The sequence below is a fragment of the Tepidiforma sp. genome, from assembly GCF_034432735.1.
GTDB lineage: Bacteria > Chloroflexota > Dehalococcoidia > Tepidiformales > Tepidiformaceae > Tepidiforma.
Genome location: NZ_DAOUBJ010000091.1, coordinates 1 through 17627, shown reverse-complemented (window position 1 = coordinate 17627; position 17627 = coordinate 1). Strand labels below are relative to the sequence as shown.

Genomic DNA, 17627 nt, shown 5'->3' with positions numbered 1-17627 from the left:
TATGGGTGAACTCGGGAGCTTGTTGACGCGTGCGCGGGAGGCGCGCGGGTTGACGCTCGAAGACGCTGAACGCGATACGCGCATCTCCCGCCGATATCTGGCGGCGCTCGAGGCGGAGCAGTTCCACATCATTCCTGCGCCGGTGTATGCGCGCGGGTTTTTGCGGTCGTACTCGCAGTACCTGGGGCTGGACCCGCAGGAGATGTTGGCGATGTTCCCGCGGGAGGACGAGGATCCCTACGGGCGGGGGGCTGAGCCTGAGCGGCCGAGTTTGGACCGGCCGGTGAGTCCGGTATCGGCCTCGCGGCCGGCGTGGCGGTCGGCGCCGCGCCAGGAGCCGACGCGCGGGGCCCCGCGGCCCGCACCGCGCGCGCCGGACGAGGAACCGGTGATCGGACGGGGGCCTGTGCCGCCGTGGCGGGCGGCGGCGGCGGAGCGGGAGCCGGTGATCGGTGTGGATATCGGTGTGCCCGCGCCGGCGCGCCGGATCGCGACCGACCCGGCGGCGCAAACGCGGTCGGCGTTCATCGCGATCGTGGCGATCGTGGCGATTCTCGGGGTTGTCTTCGTGGCCTATCTGTTGGCGAGCCTGGCGGGTGGCGACGGCTCGGCGCCGCCGGGGTCGCTGGGCGAGACGCCGACGGCCACGGCGGCTGCGGGGGCGACGCCGACGGGCCCGAGCGGCCTCCCGGTGACTCCGGGCATCGTGCCGGATCTCCGCGGTGTGCCCGAAGGCAGGGCTGTGGCGGCCATCCGGGAGGCAGGCTACGAGCCGCTGGTGGCCCGGGTGAAGAGTAACCAGCCGGCGGGGACGGTGATCGACCAATCGCCAGCGCCGGACGTGGAGATGGCACCTGGTTCGAAGGTCCAAATCGTGGTGAGCGAGGGTCCGTGATGGTGGCACCGCAGACGTATCACTTGGTGACGCTGGGGTGCCCGAAGAACGATGTCGATAGCTCACACCTGGCGCGCCTGCTGGAGGGGGGAGCGCTCGTACCGGTGGCGGACCCGCGAGAGGCGGACGCGATCATCGTGAATACGTGTGGGTTCATCGAGCAGAGCCAGGCGCAGTCGATGGAGGCGATTCGAACGCTGGCGGCGCAGAAGCGGGAGGGGCAGACGCTGATCGTGGCGGGCTGCATGACGCAGCTGTACGGGCGGGAGGTGAAGGAAGCGACGCCGGCGGTGGACCACGTCTTTGGGGTGGGGCAGTGGCAAGAGGTCGCGCGGCTCCTCCAGGTGGACCCGGGGGCGATCTACGACATCCCGGAGGGCAATGTGCGGGTGGTGGGGCCGAGCGCGTACCTGAAGATCTCGGATGGCTGCGATGCGCCGTGTACGTTTTGCGTGATTCCGAAGATCAAGGGTGGGCTGCGGTCGGCGCCGGCGGGGCTGCTCGTGAAGGAGGCACAGCGGCTCGTGGGGGCGGGCGCGAAGGAGCTGGTGTTGGTGGGGCAGGATACGACGGCCTGGGGGGAGGACCTGGGGATGCGCGTGGGGAGCGGGCTGCCCGGGTTATTGCGGCTGTTGAGCGAGGCGGTGGGGCCGGAGACGTGGTTGCGGCTGATGTACGCCTACCCGAGCCGGGTGACGCCTGAGCTGATCGAGACGATGGCTGAGCTTCCTGGGGTGGTGCCGTACCTCGACGTGCCGCTGCAGCATGGGAGCGAGGCCGTGTTGCGGCGGATGAAGCGCCCACACCAACTGGAGCGGGTGTACCGGTTCATCGACGAGCTACGGAAGGCGATGCCGGAGGTGGTGTTGCGAACGTCGTTCATTGTCGGGTTCCCGGGGGAGACGGAGGCGGAGTTCGAGGAGCTCCTGGCGTTCGCGCGGGCGGTGGAGTTCGACCATGCGGGCTGCTTCACGTATTCGCGCCAGCAGTGGACGGATGCCTACGGGATGGACGAGCAGGTACCCGAGGAGGTGAAGGCGGAGCGGCGCGAACGGTTCATGGTGCAGCAACAGGCGATCTCGGCGCGGCGGGCGGCACGGTTCGTGGGGCGAACGCTGGAGCTGCTGGTCGAGGGCACGGGCGAGGACGAAGACGGGGCCCCGGTGGTTGCGGGGCGGACGTATCGGGAGGCACCGGAGGTGGATGGCCTGGTGTTCGCGCGGGGGCGGGCGCGACCTGGCGAGCGGGTGCCGGTCGCCATCGAGGACGCGGGGGAATACGACCTGTTCGGGAGGGTGGTTCGGGGCGGCCGGGGACGGGGTGGCCGGAAGGCAATCTCTCCGTAACACGGTTCCGGTAGACTGGGGGAGGCGGCGAACCGCGCCCAGGAGTCAGCGCGCATGAACGAGTCTGCCGAGTATGTGCTTTCCGCCTGCCGCGAGCATCGGGTGAAGTTCATTCGCCTCTGGTTCACGGATATCGTGGGGGCGCTGAAGAGCTTTGCGATCACGGTGGAGGAGCTGGAGAAGGCGCTGGAGGAGGGGATGGGCTTCGACGGGAGCAGCATCGAGGGGTTCGCGCGCATCGATGAATCGGACATGGTGGCGAAGCCGGACCCGTCGACGTTCCAGTTGGTGCCGTGGCGGCCGAAGGAAGCGAGCGTGGCGCGGATGTTCTGCGACATTACGTACCCGGGGGGAGAGCCGTTCGAGGGGGACCCACGATTCGTGCTGAAGCGGCAGCTGAAGCGTGCCGCCGACCTGGGCTACACGTTCTACGTGAGCCCGGAGATGGAGTATTTCTATTTCCGGTCGGAGAGCGAGCCAGTGCCGCTGGATCGGGGCGGATACTTCGACCAGATGAGCGACGCGGGGAGCGACTTGCGCCGTGAGACGGTGCTGACGCTGGAGGCGATGGGCATCGAGGTGGAGTACAGCCACCACGAGGTGGCCCCGAGCCAACACGAGATTACGCTCCGTTACACGGACGCGCTGACGATGGCGGACGCGGCGATGACGTATCGCTTGGTGGTGAAGGAGATTGCGGCGGCGAACGGGGTGTATGCGACGTTCATGCCGAAGCCGATCGAGGGGGTGAACGGGAGCGGGATGCATGTGCACCAGTCGCTCTTTCGGGGCGAGCGGAATGCGTTTTTCGATGCGGACGACCCGTACCATCTGAGCGCGGTGGCGAAGGGGTACATCGCGGGGCTGCTCCATCATGCGCGGGCGATCACGCTGGTGACGAATCAGTGGGTGAACAGCTACAAGCGGCTGCTGCCGGGGTTCGAGGCGCCGGTCTACCTGAGCTGGGCGCGGCGGAACCGGAGCGATTTGATTCGCATTCCCGAGTACAAGCCGGGGAAGGAGATTCACACGCGGATCGAGTACCGCTCGCCGGATGCGGCCTGCAATCCATACCTGGCGTTCGCGGTGATGCTCGCGGCGGGGTTGGACGGGATCGAGAAGGAGCGACCGCTGCCCCCGCCGGTGGAGGAGAACGTGTTCGAGATGACGCCGGCGGAGCGGGCGGCGCGGGGGATCGAGATGCTGCCGGGCTCGTTGATCGAGGCGATCGAGGTGGCGGAGAAGTCGGAGTTTTTGCGGGAGGCGCTGGGGGAGCATGTGTTCGAGAGCCTGATCGCGAACAAGCGGATCGAGTGGGAACGGTATCGGCGGCACGTGACGGATTTCGAGCTGCAGGAATATCTCCCGATTCTGTGATTCGGGGCAGGAAATGCTCGCATCGGTGATCGATTTCGCGTAGACTGGCGTCTGCGGGGGATGGAGGCGCACGTGAGCGAAATCGGGAGCTACCGTTCGGAATTGACGGCACGACTACGTTCGATCACGGATGACATTGCCTGGGTGGTGCGCGGGCTTGTGGAGGAGCAATGGCACTACCGCCCGGATACGGGGGAGTGGTCGATCCATGAACACCTGTGCCATCTGCGCGATATGGAGCAGGAGGTGTACCTGCCGCTCCTGCGGTGGGCGACGGTGCCGGAGATGCTGGACCCGCGGGATTATTCGCGCCGGGAGTGGCGCGAGCGGCGATACGACCCGGCCGAGCCGCTGGGGGAGGTGATGGCGGATATCCAGCGGATGCGGGACGAGGAACTGGCGATCTTCCGAACGATGGGCGACGCGACCTGGACCCGCTTCCGCTCGGATACGCGTTGGGGCCCGCTGACGTGCCAGTGGATCGCGGAGGTGATGTACCGGCACGCGCTGGACCACCTGCAGGGGATCATGGGGCTCGTGCAGGACCTCCATCTGGCAGCGCTGGAGCCGCCGCCCTTGATCGTGGGTGGGTACATCGGGGGCGGGGCCACGAGGTGATTCAGCTGCGGAGTATCGTGGCGGTCGGGAGCGGCGGCTTGGACGTCGCACAGGAGGCGCTCGGCTCGGGGGCGGATGCGTTGCTCCTGACGGTGGCCGATGCCCGGGTGCCGCTGGTGGAGGCGCGCCAGCAGGTGGCAGCGGTGCTCGGGGCGGCGGGGCAGGCGGAGAAGGCGGCACTGGTGACGGTGAACCACCCGAAGACGCGCCTGTTGCGCGACGATCTGGATGCGCTGCTGAGCCCGCTGGTCCGCGGGGTGCTCATCCCGCACGCGGTGGAGCCGCAGGATGTGCGCGATGCAGCGGTCTACCTGCGAGAGTTCGAGCTACGGCGGGGTATCGAGCCGGGCGATACGCGGGTGTTCCCGGTGATCGATACGGCGCGGGGGCTCCTCCACGCGGAGCTGATTGCGATGGCGGCGCCGCGGGTCGGGGGGCTGGTGCTCGATGCGGAGCGGCTGGCGCGCGACCTCGGCGTGCGGCCGGAGCAGCGGGGCGACCGTCTTGCGTACGCGCGGGGGAAGGTGGTCGCGGTTTGCCGCGCGCTGGGGATTTCGCCGCTGGTGACGAGCGATGGGCTGGAGCTGACGTACCTGGCGCAGTGTGGCTTCGCGGGGGCGATCCTGCCGTCGGCGCGGTACGTGACGGCGGCGAATTCGGCTTTCGCGCCCGGCAGGCTGGTGAAGGATCGGGCGAACGCGGCGGTGGAGGCGTACGAGGCGGCGCGTGCGGAGGGGGCTTGGGTGGCGCGCTTCGAGGACGAGGTGATCGACGCGGAGGCCGCGCGGAAGCTGCGTCACCTGATCGGGGAGTAGGGTGGGGCGTCAGTCGGGTTCGGGCGGGAGGTCTTTGGCGAGCTGTTCGTAGCGGCGTGCGTAGCGGCCGACGTCGGGCGCGGGCCCCATGGCAGCGTCGACTTCTTTTCCGTATTTGGCTTCGGCCTCGGCGATTTTGTCCTTGAGGGTCTGGTGGCGGACGAAGGTGCTGACGACGCGTCGCATTTCGTGGCCACGTTCGCCGCCGGCGTGGGGGCAGGGGGGCGGTTCGACCTGGGCGAGGACGGTTCGGGTGAAGACTTCGGTCATGGACCCGCACTTGGCGCACTTGAATTCGTAGAGCGGCATGGGGGGATCCTAACGGCTGCGCGAGGGGATGCGAAGGCCGGGCGGTGGATTTTTGCGGGGCGGCCGCGCGTTATCCGTGGCGCTCGGGGCTGGCGTCGAGGGTGGTGAGGTAGTGTTCGGCGCTGATGGCAGCGGTGGCGCCGTCGCCCGCGGCGCTGACGAGCTGGCGGGCGGCTCTGGTTCGAAGATCGCCGGCGACGAAGAGGCCGGGGACGCCCGTGGCCATGTCGAGGTCGACGAGGGCGTGCCCGCCGGCGTCGAGCTGGACGAGGCCGCGGAGGAGGTGGTTGTTGGGGGTTTGGCCGATGAAGATGAAGACGCCGTCGATGGGGAGGGTCTCGACGGCGCCGGTGACGAGGTTGCGGAGGCGGACGCGTTCGACGCTATCGGTGCCTTCGATGGCTTCGACGACGGTGTTCCAGCGGAATCGCATTTTCGGTTCGGCGAAGGCGCGTTCCTGGAGGATGGCGCTCGCTCGGAGGGTTTCGCGTCGGTGGACGACGGTGACGGTGCTGGCGTATCGGGTGATGAAAAGGCCTTCATCGAGGGCGGAATCGCCACCGCCGACGACGATGACCTCTTTGCCGACGAAGAAGGCGGCGTCGCAGGTGCCGCAGTAGGAGACGCCGCGGCCGGTGAATTCGGCTTCGCCGGGGACGCCGAGTTTGTTGTAGTCGGCGCCGGCGGTGACGATGGCGGCGCGGGCGGTGATGGTGCGCTCGGAGGTGGCGATTTGGAAGCCCCCGTCGGGGAGGTGGGTGAGGCGGTCGACGGGCTCGTAGGCGAATTCGGCGCCGAATTTTTCGGCTTGCTGGAACATGCGCTGGGCGAGGTCGAAGCCGTTGATGCCGTCGGGGAAGCCGGGGTAGTTTTCGACGATGTCGGTGGTGGCGATCTGGCCGCCGAGGACTTTGCCTTCGAAGACGATGGTTTTGCGCCGGGCGCGAGCGGCGTAGATGGCGGCGGTGAGGCCGGCGCCGCCGGCGCCGATGATGGCGATGTCGTAGTCGCTCATGGTGCGGCTCCGGGGAGAACGAGCGGCCGCGAGTTGCCTGCGCGGCCGCTGGGGATGGGACGGCTGGTGGGGTTGCCCGTCAGGCGAGTGCCTCGTCGAGCCGTTTTTTGAGGTCGCTCTTGGGTCGGAAGCCGACGATGGTGCCTTTGAGTTCGCCGCCTTTGAAGATGAGGAGGGAGGGGATGGAGCGGATGCCGAATTTGGCGGGGACCATGGGGTTTTCGTCGGTGTTGATCTTGAGGAAGTTGACTTTGCCGGAGTATTCCTGGGCGAGCTCTTCGACGATGGGGGCGACCATGCGGCAGGGGCCGCACCATGGCGCCCAGAAATCGACGAGGACGGGGAGTTCGGACTTGACGACGTCGTTCTCCCAGCTGGCATCGGTGACTTCGCGAACTTCGGTCATGGCGGTGTTCCTTCTTCGGGAGGTGGGTTCCGCGGGGCTTGCGGTGCTGTCCCGGTGGTGTGAATATACCCCCTAGGGGTATAATGAGTCAAGCCCTCCGGAGGTGGCACCGATGAACGAGGAGGAGATGAAGCGGCTGCTGGACCGGCTCGCTCGGGTGGAGGGCCAGGTGCGGGGGTTGCGGAAGATGCTGGAGAAGCAGCGCTGCTGCGAGGATGTGCTGACGCAGCTGCTGGCGGCGCGTTCGGGGTTGGAGGGGGCGGGGCAGCTCGTTCTGGAGCGGCACTTGAACGATTGTGTCCTGGGTGGGTCGGAGGTGGACGAGCGGACGCGGGAGGCGCTGCGGGAGACGCTGCGGCTGTGGAGCCGGCACAGCGGGCCGCCGGGGTGATTCAGTCGGGCTGCTCGCGAGCCCAGGCGGCGGCGAGTTCGCGAAGGAGGGGCGCGGCGAGCTGGATGGACCGGGTCGGGTCCGGTTCGAGCGTGGCGAGGGTGCGAGCGCCGGGGAGGGTGGCTTGGCCGGCGAAGATGACGACGGGCCGGCCGGTCGCCCGGGCTGCCTCGACGACGCGTCCGGTGACTTTGCCGACGAGCGATTGTTCGTCGTAGCGGCCCTCGCCGGTGATGACGAGGTCGGCGGCGGCGAGCCGTTCGTGGAAGCGGGTGAGGGCGGCGACGATTTCGAAGCCGCTGGCGATGGTGGCGCCGAGGAAGGCGTGGAGGCCGCCGGCGAGGCCGCCGGCGGCGCCAGCTCCGGGGAGGGTGCGGAGGTCGATGCCGGTGAGGCGCCGGGTGGCGGCTGCGAAGCGCTCCAGTGCCTCCTCGAGGAGTTCGACTTCGGCGGGCGAGGCGCCTTTCTGGGGCGCGAAGAGGCGGGCGGCGCCGGCGGGGCCGCAGAGGGGTGAGGTGACATCGGTGGCGACGGTGATGGGGAAGGCGCCGAGCCAGGGGGGCGGGTGCCAGGCGATCCGTTCGAGGCGGGCGAGCGGAGCCCCGCCGGGCGGGAGCTCTGCCCCGGCGGCATCGAAGAAGCGGGCGCCGAGGGCGCGGAGGGCGCCGGCGCCGCCGTCGGTGGTGGCGCTGCCGCCGACGCCGATGAGGAGGGCGGAGGGGGCTTCGGCGGCGGCTGCGGCGATGAGCTCGCCCACGCCGAAGCTGTCGGCGCGGAGGGCGTCGCGCTCGTGGGGCTGGAGATGAAAGAGGCCGTTGGCTTGGGCGGCTTCGATGACGGCTGCTCCGCTTTCACGGAGGCGGAGGTACCGGCCGAGGACGCGTCGGCCGAGCGGGTCGTGGACGACGGCGGCGGCGGTATCGGCGCGGACGGCGCGGCGGAGGGCGTCGAGGAGGCCGGGCCCGCCATCGGAGAGGGGGAGGAGGTCGATCTGCCAGGCGGGGCGTGCGTCGTGGATGCCGGCGGCGATCGCGGCGGCGGCTTCGTCGGCGGCGAGGGAGCCTTTGAACTCTTGTGGCGCGACGAGGATGCGCACGTTAGCTGAACCACAGGCGCCAGGCGGCGATGAGCAGGATGGCGATGATGTACCCGTAGGCGACGTTGCGGAGGAAGCGGAGGGTTTCGCGGGCGCGTTGGTTCCGGAAGACGGCGGCCATGACGATCGTGATGGCGAAGAAGGTGACGATCGCGAAGGCGAGGAGGGACTTCATCGGCCGCGGCGCGCGAGCGGGTCGTTCAGGCGTCGCCGACGACGGTCCGGCTGGTGAATTTCCAGCCCTCGGCGGTGTGGGCGAGTTCGTCCCGGTAGATGGCGGTGACGAGGATGTTGGCGGGGGGCTGTTCGCCCGGGGCGAGGCGGAGGAGCATGAGGTAGCAGGTGCCTTTGGCGGTGGCGCCGTCGCCTTCGATGACGAGGTTGTTGGTCCAGTGGCGGGCTTTCATGCGGGTGGCGAAGGCGTTGCCGAAGCTTTCGAGCTGCTCGCGCCCGGTGAAGGTGCCGGTGGCAGAGGTGAAGGTACCGTCGGGGGTGAAGCAGTTGGCCCAGGCGGGGCCGTTTCCGGAATCGATGGCGTGGTTGTAGCGGGCGTAGAGCCCCTGGATGGCGATGTGGTCTTCGACGGAGAGTGGCATGTCGGGCCTCCGGGAGGGTGTAGGGGCGCCACGCGGGCGGCTGCTGGCGTACGATAGGGCAAACGCTGAGGAAGGGCACATCGTGATGCGCTGGCTGGCTCTGGGGGCGCTCGTCGGGGGGCTGGGGTTGGTGGCGATGGGCTGCTCGGAGGGGACGCGCTACCCAAATGGGTTGGCCGACGATGCCTACGATTTGGAGGCGATGGCGCTACGGCCGGAGGATTTGCCGCCGGGGTTCGAGCAGCGGAGCCCTGGCGAGTTCACGAACGAGGCGTGGGCGGCGGTCTTCCAGACGGACGATGTGGAAGCGAAGCTTCGCCAGTTGGAGGCGCAAGGGCGGCAGCGGAACTATGTGACGCTGTTCGGGCCGCGCGGTCTCGGGCCGGTGTTGGCGGTGACGGCGATTTCGACGCTGTATGGGGATGCGGGGGCAGCGGAGCGCTCGTTGCGGGAGTTCGGGTGCGGGCTGCCGATCGAGGCGAGTGCGCGGCTGGAGCCGCTTTTGGTACCGGCGATCGGCGACGGGGCGAGCGGATTCCTGGAGCGACAGTTCGACGATGCGGGGGCGCCAACGTTCGTGGATGCGACGGTCTGCTTCCGGACGGGGCGGGTGGTCCATGCGATCCAGGCGACGAGCGTAGCCGGTGTGGAGGATGTGGCGTTTCTCGTTCGGCTGGCGGAGAAGCAGAAGGCGCGGGTGGATGCGGTGTTCGCGGGGGAGGGGGGCTAGGCCGGCTCGGGGGCGCGGCGAAGGGCGTAGATGGTGCGGCCGCGGGCGCAGAGGGTGCGGTGTTCGTCGAAGATGGAGATTTCGGCGTAGACCATGGAGCGCCCTTTCCGGAGGATGCTGGCCTCGGCGGTTGCGCGGCTGCCGTGGACGGGCCGGAGGTAGGTGATGCCGAGCTCGGCGGTGCCGTTGGGGATGTCGCCGGGTTCGAGGGTGGCGTGCAGGGCGAAGAGCATGGCGATATCGACCATGGCGGCGAGGACGCCGCCGTGAACGGCGCCACCGACGCCGGAGAGGGTGGCGGGGGAGGTGTGGAGGGCGATGCAGGCGAAGCCTGGCCGGGCTTCGGTGAGTTCGAGGCCGAGGAGGCGGTGGAGTTCGGTGGCAGCGAATCGCTGGGCGAGGTGGGGCGGGACGTCGCTCACGGGTGCTACCAGGTGGCGGCGGCAGGCCGGGGTGCATCGGGCGGGGCGGAGCCGTAATCGCCGAAGGGGCCATCGCGCCAGTCGAGCGCGGCTTTGAGGCCTTTTTCGCGGGCGATGCGTCCGAAGGTTTCGCCGCCGGGCCGGACGCGTCCGAGCTCTTGGATATCGCCGCCGACTTGGAGGGAGGTGCGGAAGCCCATGATCTCGTAGACGCGGTTGATCTGGCGCTTGGTCATTTGGAGCATCGGCCCATCGACGTTTGCGATGCGTTCGGCGAGGGCTTCGGTGGTTTCGCAGAGGCGCTCGATGGGGACGGCGCGGTTGGCCCAGCCGAGTTCGACGGCTTCGCGGCCGGTGACGCTGTCGCCGGTGTAGAGGAGTTCGCGGACTTTGCGCATGGGGAGGTGCCAGGGGTGGTAGATGATGTCGACGGGGGTCATGGCGCGGACGGGCGGGTAGCCGATGATGGCGTCTTCGGCGACGACCATGAGGTCGCACATGGTGGCGAGTTCGGTGCCACCGGCGAGGCAGTAGCCGTGGACTTGGGCGATGACGGGCTTGGTGCATTCCCAGATTTGCCAGTAGCCGCTGAGGAGGTGTTGGGGCCACTGCCCTTGGCCAGGGTGGATGGGGCCGACGTTGGGGAGGCCGGAACGTTTTTCGACGTAGTCGCGGTCGTCGCTGGTTTTGGAGATGCCGGAGAGGTCGTAGCCGGCGGAGAAGGCGCGGCCGGAGCCGCGGATGATGATGACGCGGACGTCGGGGTCGACTTCGAAGTCTTTGAGGGCATCGAAGAGCTCAGCGCGGAGGTTGTGGCTGAGGGCGTTCATTTTTTCGGGCCGGTTGAGCTGGATGATGCCGTGGCGCTGGTTTTTGCGGGTGAGGATGTCGCGGTAGTCCTTCATGGCAGCGGGGATTGTGGCGCGGCCGGCGAAGGATGTCGACGGCTGTTCAGCCCCAAACGGCGTCGATGAGGGCATCGGGGATGTCGAAGGTGGCCGGGCCATCGGGGAGCTGGAGGGGCTCTTCGCGGAGCCAGCGAGGGAGGCGGTCGTCGGCGCGGCTGAAGCCGGCGCGCCGGTTGTATTCGCGTTCGTTGTCGATGGCTTCGCGGGCCATGCGGAGGACGGCTTCGTCGTCGCAGGGGATATCGAAGCGGGCGCTGGCGAAGGTCGCGATGTCGGCCGGGAGGGCGTTGGTGAATTGGCAGACGCCGGCGGAGTCGATGGCCATCATGACGAGCTGTTCGTGGCGGCTCTGTTTGACGAGGGTCTCGGCGTTGACGCCGCGGGCGGTGACCATGCCGGCGGTGTGGTCGGCGCCTTGGGGGCTGCTGGCGTAGGTGAGGCCCATGCCTTTGAGGGTGCGCGGCTCCCAGGCGGGAAGCCCCTGGCCTTTGACGGCGGGGACGCGATCGATGCCGAAGGTGCGGGCGGTGTGGACGGTGCCGTTGCCGACGATGCGCCCGAGGGGGGTTCCGGCGCGGACTTCTTCGAGGAGGTGCGCGGTCGCCTGCCAGTCGCCCCAGGGGAGGAGGCCGGCCTCCATGGCGACGCCGATGGCGTTGCCGATTTCGATGGTATCGAGGCCGATGTCGTCGCAGAGGCGATCGAGCTGGGCGACGGCATCGGCGGGGCCGATTTCGAGGTTGGACCCGAGGAGGGCGATGGTTTCGAACTCGAGCGCGGTGGTGACGTGGTTGCCGTGCTCGTCGTTGAAGAGGATGGCGCATTTGATGATGCAGCCGGCCATGCACGGGAGCATTTTGCCGCCACGGGTGGTGCCGAGCTCTTCGATGTGTTGTCCGGAGATGGTGTGGGCGCGGTCCCAGGTGCCGTAGCGGTGGTTGCGGGTTGGCATGGACTGGATGTTGTCGCGGTTGACGAAGCGGACGACGCCGGCGGTGCCGACGGTGGAGAGGTTGTGGGTGCGGGGGTCTTCGAGGACGAGGCGGGAGAAGCGGGTGACGTGCTGACGGAATTCGTCCTTGCGGGAGCCGGGGATGATGCGCGGGGCGCCGGTGTCGTCGACGACGATGGCCTTGAGCCGCTTGGCGCCCATGACGGCGCCGGGGCCACCGCGGGCGGCGTGGCGGGTTGGGCGACCTTCGGGGTCGGTGACGGCGATGGAGGCGGCGGCCAGGCGATGCTCTCCGGCGGGGCCGATGGTGGCTGCCGCCCGGGCGCCGGTGGCTTCGCCGACGAGCTGGCGGTGGAGGTCGTAGTTGGAGCGCCCGACGAGGTCGTCGGCGGGGGCGAGGCGCACTCCGGCCTGGTCGATTTCGAGGCGCTGCCAGGCGGTGGAGGCGCCGGAGATGACGAGGGCTTTGATTCCGAGGCGTGCGAGGCGGTGGCCGAGCTGTCCGCCGACGTTGGCCTCTTTGATTCCGCCGGTGAGGGGGCTCTTGAAGACGAACGAGGTGCGTCCGCTGGTGGTGACGGCGGTGCCACCGAGAAAGCCGGGGCAGATGTAGAGGCGGGCTTCGGGGTGGAGCGGGTGGATGGTGGGGTCGGTCTCGGCGAGGAGGAGCGCGGCACCGAGTGCGCGGCCACCGAGGTAGCGGAGGCGCTCCGAGGCGCGCTCTTCGCTGATTGCACCCGTGGTCAGGTCGACCCGGACGATGCGATCGATCTCCATGCGGGCTCCGGGGAAGGGGTTGCAGTCGGGGGCATGCTACACAATTCGCGGCGGGAGGGTCAGCGTGACGACGGCTCCCGGGGTGGAGGCGGTCTATACTTCGAGCGTGCGCTGGTGGTACCCGGAAACGGTGATCGGCAACGAGGTGGTGGAGCTGGCGCGGGCGCAGGCCGCAGCGGCAGAGGAGCGGAACGCGCTGGTTCCGGAGGCGATCCAGGCGATCGTGGAGCGGGGTTGGTTCAAGGCATGGGTGCCACGGGAGTTCGGCGGCCTGGAGCTGGATCTCGAGGCAGGTCTGCGGCTCTTCGAGGCGGCTGCCTGGGCCGATGGCTCGTTCGGCTGGAGCGTGATGATCGGGGCGGGCGGGGGCGTGTTCGCGGGGCTGATGCGCGAGGCGACGGCGCACGCGGTGTTCGACCCTCCGGAGGCGGTGATCGCAGGTTCGGGGAATCCGCGTGGCACGGCGGAACGGGTGCCGGGTGGCTTCCGGGTGAGCGGGCGCTGGCAGTGGGCGAGTGGCGCGCCCTGGGCGACGACGTTCACGGCGAATTGCATCGTGACGGAGGGCGGGAAGCCGGTACCGGGCACGGGCGGTGCTCCGTCGATTCGGGCGATGGCGTTCGAGCCGGCGCAGGTGCGTATTCTCGAAACCTGGGATGCCGGGGGAATGCGCGGCACGGCCAGCCACGACATGGAGGTGGTGGAGGCGTTCGTGCCGGAGGAGCGGATGTTCTCGGTGTTCGAAGGGGAGCCGTGGCACCCTGGCACGGTCTTCCGGGTGCCGTTCGTGGAGTTCGCCGAGGCGACGACCGCCGCGGTGCTCCCGGGTATCGCGCTGCGGCTGTTCGAGTTGGTGGCGGATTCGATCCGGGAGCGGGCGGAGTACGGTGGGCCGCGGCGGCTGGCCGAGCGGGATGACGTGCGCGCGCGGATGGCGGAGGCGCTGGTGACGGTCGAGGCGGGGCGGACGCTGCTCTTCGATGCGGCGCGGGCGACGTGGGCGGAGGCGGAGGTCGGGCGGCCTTCGGAGCCGACGCTGACGCGGCTTTCGCTGGGGGCGAATTTTGCGGCGGCCGGCGCGCTGCGAGCGGGCAGCCTGCTCGCGCCGCTCGGCGGCATGGCGCTGAACCAGCGGGCGAGCGAGGCAGGCCGGGTGTGGCGCGACCTCCAGACGGCTGGGCAGCACGGGGCGATCCGGGCGACGGTGCTGGCGGGGCGCGGGGCTGCGCTCCTGGAGAACGAGCAGGGCTGAGCCACAGCGGCCGTATACTCGCGCTATGGCGCAGCCCCGGCTCCTCGTGACGATGGGGGACCCGAACGGTATCGGCCCGGAGGTGGTCGCCAAGGCGCTGGCCCGTCCCGATGTCCGAGCGGCGGCGGAGCTGGCGGTGGTGGGGCTCAGGTCGGTGCTCGCGCCGTGGTTGGAGCGGGCGGGCGCGGGCGGGGTGGAGGTGGTGGAGCCTGAATCGGCGCCGGGGTTCGTGCCGCGGTTCGGGGAGGTGGATGCGCAGGCGGGGCGGCTCGCGCACCGCTGGGTGGAGTTCGCTGCTGGGGAGTGCCTGGCTGGGCGCGCAGCGGCGATGGTGACGGCGCCGGTGAACAAGGCGGCGTTCGCGCTGGCTGGAATCCGGGAGACGGGCCATCAGGAGGTGCTGCAGCGGGTGAGCGGCGCGGAGACGGTGCTCACGATGCTCGCGACGGGGCGGCTGCGCTGTGTGCACTTGAGTACGCACAAGCCGCTGCGCGAGGCGTGCGCATTCGTGACGCGGGAGCATGTGCGGCGGGCGTTGGTGCTGACGGACCGGGAGTTCTGCCGGTGGGGGTTGGAGCGGGCGCGGATAGCGGTGGCTGCCCTGAATCCGCACGCGGGGGAGGGCGGGCTCATCGGGCGGGAGGAGGTGGACGAGATCGTCCCGGCGGTGGAGGATGCCCGGGCTGCAGGCGTGGATGCACGGGGGCCGTTCCCCGCGGATTCGGTGTTCAACCGGGCGATCGCGGGGGAGTTCGACGCGGTGCTGGTGATGTACCACGACCAAGGGCACATCGCGGTGAAGGTGCACGGTTTCGAGCGGAGCGTGAGCGTGAATCTTGGGCTGCCCTTCATCCGCACGAGCGTGGACCATGGGACGGCGTTCGACATCGCCGGGCGGGGTATCGCGAACGCGGAAAGCATGGCGGAGGCGATGTTGCTGGCGGCGCGGCTCGCACGCGGGGCGGGGCTCGCGGAGGAGGGACGCGGGTGAACAGGGCGGGCGATATTGCGCTTGAGCCGCCGCTGGTGCGTGGCGCGGCGACGGTGCCGGCAAAGGAGGACCGCACCTATCTGGGGTACATGGCGGGGGCGCTGGTGAGCGCGCTGGCCGGTGGCTTTCTGCTGGCGGTGTGGATGCCGCTGGCGGCCACGGAGGTGGTGGCGGGTGTGGAGCGCACCCCGAGGCTGGTCCAGGCGCACGGGTGGCTGCAGCTACAAGGGTGGGCGGGGCTGTTCGTCGCCGGGATGGCGATTCGCATCGTGCCGCGTTTCGTGGGGCGGCGGCCGGTGCCGGCGCGAGTGACGGTTCCGCTCCTCGGGTTGTTGTTGGTGCCGCTTGCGGCCCGATTGCTGCTGCCGTGGGTGGGCGAGGGGACGGCGGGGGCGATGGCGCGGGCGACGGGCTGGCTGACGGGTGCGGGGTGCCTGGCCGTCGGCATGGTGCTGGCGGTGGCGCTGGCGCGGGGCCGGCGCGGGAGCGAGGCGTGGCGCTGGTTCGTCGTGGCGGGGACGGTGTGGTGGCTACTCTGGGCGCCGTGGGCGGTTCGGTGGGGGATCCGGGCGGCGAACGGCGGCGGCTTGGCCCCTGCTGCGTTCGACGATGCGCTGGCCTGGGTGGTGATGCTGGGGCCAATCGGCAATTTCGTCGTGGGTGTCCAGAGCAGGGCGGTGCCGGTCTTCTTCGGGCGAAGGCCGCCGACGATGCGGACGCTCGGGGGGCCGTTCGTGTTGCTGAACGGTGGGGCGGCGAGCCTCGCGTTTTCGACGATGGTGGCTGGCGAGGCCGCCGCCCGGGCGGCCGGAGCGGGCCTGGCGCTGGGGGGCGCGGCCCTCTGTTGGGGGCTCCCCTTCGCAGGGGCGGTATGGGGTCGGGCCCACCGGCTGCGCCCGCGCGCTCGCCCGGCGGCGAAGTTCGTGATGGCGGCGAATCTGGCCGGGATGGTGGCGGGCGGCCTGATGGTAGCTGGCGGGCTGCAGATGCTCGCGAGCGGGGAGTATACGGCGGCTCCGCTGCGCGATGCGGCGAGGCACCTCTTCGGGCTCGGGCCGATCACGCTGCTCATCTTGGGGATGGCGCGGCTGATCGCGCCGGTGTTCGCGGTGGCCCGCACGGAGAGCCGACAGCCCGGGCTGGTGGAGCATGCTCCGTTCTGGCTGCTGGTGGGGGCTTTGGTGCTCCGGGCGGGATCCGGGCTGGCCTCGCGATGGCTCCCGTACGACACGTGGATGCACCTGGCTGCGCTGGCGGGGGCGCTGGCCTGGGTCGCGATCGCGCTCTTCGCGGCGGACGTGCTCCGGGCGGCGCGGGCCGAGGGTCGGAATCTCGCGGCGATCGAATCGGCGGCGCTTGGCCCGCGCTCTGGCTGACGGGGGACGTTCGGCGTTGCGAACGCCGGCGCCCGTTCGCGATGGGCGCCAATGGCTGGTCAGTAGGGGAGGCCGGGCAGGCCGAAGAGGGTGCGGGCGTAGCTGGCGCGGCCGAGGTGGCCGTTGCCGTGGCCGACGAGCCCGTGGAGGATGGCTTCGATCCGGGGAACTGGCCCCCACGGGCGGATGACCTGGACTTCTCGCAGGTACGCCTCGCTCATGGCGGCGATGCGGGGGACGACGGCGGCCTCGACGGCGCGCGTGTACTGGTCGAACTCGGCGGGCGGAGGGAAGCGCATGCTGTAGGCGTCGCGCGGGTCCTGCCCGGTGCCCTGATCGACGCGAGGGAGGCTCCACCGCTCGTGAAAGGCGTGTTGGAGCCAGACGGGCTGCTCGCGTTCGAAGACGAAGTGAACGATGTTGTCGATGGTGCGGACGACGTGCCAGACGTCCCAGCCGATGGAGTTGGTGAGGCCGCCGCGGGTGTCGCAGAGCTGTTCGACGGTGAGGCCATCGGTGGCCCGGAGGGCGTACTGGAGGACGCGGCCGACGACGACGGCGAGCTGGGTGGGGGTGTCGGGCGGATTGCCCATGCCTGGGAGGTTGGCGATAGACGTCACGCGGGCTCGCTTCGGCGAAGGTGGGGAGATTGTGCCAGATGGCGCGGGGATCGGCTCGTCGTGCGCGGAGGAGGACGGCGAGGCTGCCGTGTGGCGGGGCATCGGGCGGGTTGGCGGAGTTCGCTGGCCATCGGGCCAAATTTTGGGGAGCTTCCCGATGCAACGGGGTCGGACGGTACCGATAATGCGGGCGCGATGGGGGCGCGAGGCGAGCCACGGAACGAGGCCGAACCGGCCCTGCTGCGGGGTGCGCTGGAGGCGATGCCGGGCGGCATCCTGGTCGTGGACGCCGCCGAGCGGGCGGTGATCTGGAACGAGGAGTTCCTTCGGATGTGGGGGCTGGAGCCCGGGGCGATGGCGCTGCCGCGTCCCGAGGAGCGGCGAGCATCGGCTGCGGCGCTGGCGGAAGATCCGGCAGCGTTCTTGGCCGAGGTGGAGCTTGTGCGGCGCGACCCGGAGGCCGTGCTGCACCGGCTGATTCGCTTGAAGGATGGCCGGGCGCTGGAGATGAACTCGCGGCCGGTGGCGCTCGGTGAAGGGCGGACGGGGCGCCTCTGGCACTACCAGGACGTGACGGAGCTGGTTCGCACGCGCGGCCAGCTGGAGGAGGCCACCCAGCTGGCGGAGGCGCAGTTCGAGGGCGCCCCGTTCGGGATCATCGTGGTGGCGATGGACGGGCGGCTGTTGCGGGCGAATCGGCGCTTCTACGAGGTGACGGGGCTGGATGCTGCCTGG

The 17627-nt window shown here is 69.9% G+C and carries 21 protein-coding genes; 11 read left to right on the top strand and 10 right to left on the bottom strand.

Going from position 1 to position 17627, the window contains the following annotated elements:
• Position 1: 1 nt before the first annotated feature.
• From VAE53_RS08700 to VAE53_RS08680, 5 genes are all read left to right on the top strand, one after another.
• Positions 2-895 (top strand): helix-turn-helix domain-containing protein, encoded by an 894-nt coding sequence (locus VAE53_RS08700; protein WP_322818985.1) that lies wholly within the window; start codon positions 2-4, stop codon positions 893-895.
• Entirely contained in the window at positions 895-2241 is a 1347-nt protein-coding gene (rimO, locus tag VAE53_RS08695; protein WP_322818984.1) for a 30S ribosomal protein S12 methylthiotransferase RimO, read from the top strand. The genes VAE53_RS08700 and rimO overlap by 1 nt, the downstream gene beginning before the upstream one ends.
• A 54-nt stretch (positions 2242-2295) precedes the next feature.
• On the top strand, positions 2296-3618 hold the full coding sequence (locus tag VAE53_RS08690; RefSeq protein ID WP_322818983.1) for a glutamine synthetase family protein: 1323 nt from the start codon (positions 2296-2298) through the stop codon (positions 3616-3618).
• Positions 3619-3690: 72 nt separating this feature from the next.
• Positions 3691-4236, top strand: a complete 546-nt coding sequence (locus VAE53_RS08685) for a DinB family protein (protein ID WP_322818982.1) — start codon at positions 3691-3693, stop codon at positions 4234-4236.
• 38 nt (positions 4237-4274) lie between these two features.
• Positions 4275-5051, top strand: coding sequence for an aldolase/citrate lyase family protein (locus tag VAE53_RS08680; RefSeq protein ID WP_322818981.1), 777 nt, complete (start codon positions 4275-4277; stop codon positions 5049-5051).
• Positions 5052-5060: 9 nt separating this feature from the next.
• Here the strand turns inward: VAE53_RS08680 and VAE53_RS08675 are convergent, their stop codons facing one another.
• The 3 genes from VAE53_RS08675 to trxA all read right to left on the bottom strand — a co-directional run bounded on the left by VAE53_RS08675 (position 5061) and on the right by trxA (position 6781).
• The gene (locus VAE53_RS08675) at positions 5061-5360 is read right to left on the bottom strand and encodes an FmdB family zinc ribbon protein (protein ID WP_322818980.1); all 300 of its coding nucleotides are present in this window, start codon (positions 5358-5360) and stop codon (positions 5061-5063) included.
• A gap of 70 nt (positions 5361-5430) precedes the next feature.
• Complete coding sequence (gene trxB, locus VAE53_RS08670; protein ID WP_322818979.1) at positions 5431-6375, bottom strand: thioredoxin-disulfide reductase; 945 nt, start codon at positions 6373-6375, stop codon at positions 5431-5433.
• Between the two features lie 79 nt (positions 6376-6454).
• Positions 6455-6781 (bottom strand): thioredoxin, encoded by a 327-nt coding sequence (gene trxA / locus VAE53_RS08665; protein WP_322818978.1) that lies wholly within the window; start codon positions 6779-6781, stop codon positions 6455-6457.
• 112 nt (positions 6782-6893) lie between these two features.
• Here trxA and VAE53_RS08660 point away from each other — a divergent pair, with 112 nt between their 5' ends.
• On the top strand, positions 6894-7172 hold the full coding sequence (locus VAE53_RS08660; protein WP_322818977.1) for a metal-sensitive transcriptional regulator: 279 nt from the start codon (positions 6894-6896) through the stop codon (positions 7170-7172).
• Position 7173: 1 nt separating this feature from the next.
• Here the strand turns inward: VAE53_RS08660 and VAE53_RS08655 are convergent, their stop codons facing one another.
• The 3 genes from VAE53_RS08655 to VAE53_RS08645 are packed head-to-tail and all read right to left on the bottom strand — an operon-like array spanning position 7174 to position 8864.
• Positions 7174-8268 (bottom strand): glycerate kinase, encoded by a 1095-nt coding sequence (locus VAE53_RS08655; protein ID WP_322818976.1) that lies wholly within the window; start codon positions 8266-8268, stop codon positions 7174-7176.
• Position 8269: 1 nt separating this feature from the next.
• Entirely contained in the window at positions 8270-8443 is a 174-nt protein-coding gene (locus tag VAE53_RS08650; RefSeq protein WP_322818975.1) for a hypothetical protein, read from the bottom strand.
• A 25-nt stretch (positions 8444-8468) separates the two neighbouring features.
• Positions 8469-8864 (bottom strand): nuclear transport factor 2 family protein, encoded by a 396-nt coding sequence (locus VAE53_RS08645; protein ID WP_322818974.1) that lies wholly within the window; start codon positions 8862-8864, stop codon positions 8469-8471.
• Here VAE53_RS08645 and VAE53_RS08640 point away from each other — a divergent pair.
• Positions 8863-9594, top strand: coding sequence for a hypothetical protein (locus VAE53_RS08640; RefSeq protein ID WP_322818973.1), 732 nt, complete (start codon positions 8863-8865; stop codon positions 9592-9594). The two genes, VAE53_RS08645 and VAE53_RS08640, sit on opposite strands and share 2 nt — an antisense overlap.
• On the opposite strand, the gene VAE53_RS08635 is transcribed toward VAE53_RS08640, so the two are convergent.
• The 3 genes from VAE53_RS08635 to VAE53_RS08625 are packed head-to-tail and all read right to left on the bottom strand — an operon-like array spanning position 9591 to position 12653.
• On the bottom strand, positions 9591-10016 hold the full coding sequence (locus VAE53_RS08635; protein WP_322818972.1) for a PaaI family thioesterase: 426 nt from the start codon (positions 10014-10016) through the stop codon (positions 9591-9593). The genes VAE53_RS08640 and VAE53_RS08635 overlap by 4 nt on opposite strands.
• A gap of 5 nt (positions 10017-10021) precedes the next feature.
• Positions 10022-10921, bottom strand: a complete 900-nt coding sequence (locus VAE53_RS08630) for an enoyl-CoA hydratase-related protein (protein WP_322818971.1) — start codon at positions 10919-10921, stop codon at positions 10022-10024.
• Between the two features lie 46 nt (positions 10922-10967).
• Positions 10968-12653 (bottom strand): aldehyde ferredoxin oxidoreductase C-terminal domain-containing protein, encoded by a 1686-nt coding sequence (locus VAE53_RS08625; RefSeq protein ID WP_322818970.1) that lies wholly within the window; start codon positions 12651-12653, stop codon positions 10968-10970.
• A gap of 64 nt (positions 12654-12717) precedes the next feature.
• Here VAE53_RS08625 and VAE53_RS08620 point away from each other — a divergent pair, with 64 nt between their 5' ends.
• From VAE53_RS08620 to VAE53_RS08610, 3 genes are read left to right on the top strand one after another with little or no spacing between them, the layout of a single operon-like run.
• Complete coding sequence (locus VAE53_RS08620; RefSeq protein WP_322818969.1) at positions 12718-13905, top strand: acyl-CoA dehydrogenase family protein; 1188 nt, start codon at positions 12718-12720, stop codon at positions 13903-13905.
• A gap of 25 nt (positions 13906-13930) precedes the next feature.
• Positions 13931-14896 carry a 4-hydroxythreonine-4-phosphate dehydrogenase PdxA gene (gene pdxA, locus VAE53_RS08615; RefSeq protein WP_322818968.1) on the top strand — a complete coding sequence of 322 codons (966 nt, stop codon included), beginning with the start codon at positions 13931-13933 and terminating at the stop codon, positions 14894-14896.
• Positions 14893-16272, top strand: a complete 1380-nt coding sequence (locus VAE53_RS08610; RefSeq protein ID WP_322818967.1) for a hypothetical protein — start codon at positions 14893-14895, stop codon at positions 16270-16272. The genes pdxA and VAE53_RS08610 overlap by 4 nt, the downstream gene beginning before the upstream one ends.
• A 59-nt stretch (positions 16273-16331) precedes the next feature.
• Here VAE53_RS08610 and VAE53_RS08605 read toward each other — a convergent pair whose 3' ends face one another.
• The gene (locus VAE53_RS08605) at positions 16332-16892 is read right to left on the bottom strand and encodes a DinB family protein (protein WP_322818966.1); all 561 of its coding nucleotides are present in this window, start codon (positions 16890-16892) and stop codon (positions 16332-16334) included.
• A gap of 195 nt (positions 16893-17087) precedes the next feature.
• Between VAE53_RS08605 and VAE53_RS08600 the strand changes: the two genes are divergently transcribed.
• Positions 17088-17627: PAS-domain containing protein (locus tag VAE53_RS08600; RefSeq protein ID WP_322818965.1), on the top strand; the 540-nt coding region annotated here is incomplete at its 3' end.

What these genes read in the sequence shown, in the direction of transcription:
- VAE53_RS08700 (WP_322818985.1), top strand. Translation starts at nt 2, where the DNA reads ATGGGTGAACTCGGGAGCTTGTTGACGCGTGCGCGGGAGGCGCGCGGG.
- rimO (WP_322818984.1), top strand. Translation starts at nt 895, where the DNA reads ATGGTGGCACCGCAGACGTATCACTTGGTGACGCTGGGGTGCCCGAAG.
- VAE53_RS08690 (WP_322818983.1), top strand. Translation starts at nt 2,296, where the DNA reads ATGAACGAGTCTGCCGAGTATGTGCTTTCCGCCTGCCGCGAGCATCGG.
- VAE53_RS08675 (WP_322818980.1), bottom strand. Translation starts at nt 5,360, where the DNA reads ATGCCGCTCTACGAATTCAAGTGCGCCAAGTGCGGGTCCATGACCGAA.
- trxB (WP_322818979.1), bottom strand. Translation starts at nt 6,375, where the DNA reads ATGAGCGACTACGACATCGCCATCATCGGCGCCGGCGGCGCCGGCCTC.
- trxA (WP_322818978.1), bottom strand. Translation starts at nt 6,781, where the DNA reads ATGACCGAAGTTCGCGAAGTCACCGATGCCAGCTGGGAGAACGACGTC.
- VAE53_RS08660 (WP_322818977.1), top strand. Translation starts at nt 6,894, where the DNA reads ATGAACGAGGAGGAGATGAAGCGGCTGCTGGACCGGCTCGCTCGGGTG.
- VAE53_RS08650 (WP_322818975.1), bottom strand. Translation starts at nt 8,443, where the DNA reads ATGAAGTCCCTCCTCGCCTTCGCGATCGTCACCTTCTTCGCCATCACG.
- VAE53_RS08640 (WP_322818973.1), top strand. Translation starts at nt 8,863, where the DNA reads ATGTCGGGCCTCCGGGAGGGTGTAGGGGCGCCACGCGGGCGGCTGCTG.
- VAE53_RS08645 (WP_322818974.1), bottom strand. Translation starts at nt 8,864, where the DNA reads ATGCCACTCTCCGTCGAAGACCACATCGCCATCCAGGGGCTCTACGCC.
- VAE53_RS08630 (WP_322818971.1), bottom strand. Translation starts at nt 10,921, where the DNA reads ATGAAGGACTACCGCGACATCCTCACCCGCAAAAACCAGCGCCACGGC.
- VAE53_RS08625 (WP_322818970.1), bottom strand. Translation starts at nt 12,653, where the DNA reads ATGGAGATCGATCGCATCGTCCGGGTCGACCTGACCACGGGTGCAATC.
- pdxA (WP_322818968.1), top strand. Translation starts at nt 13,931, where the DNA reads ATGGCGCAGCCCCGGCTCCTCGTGACGATGGGGGACCCGAACGGTATC.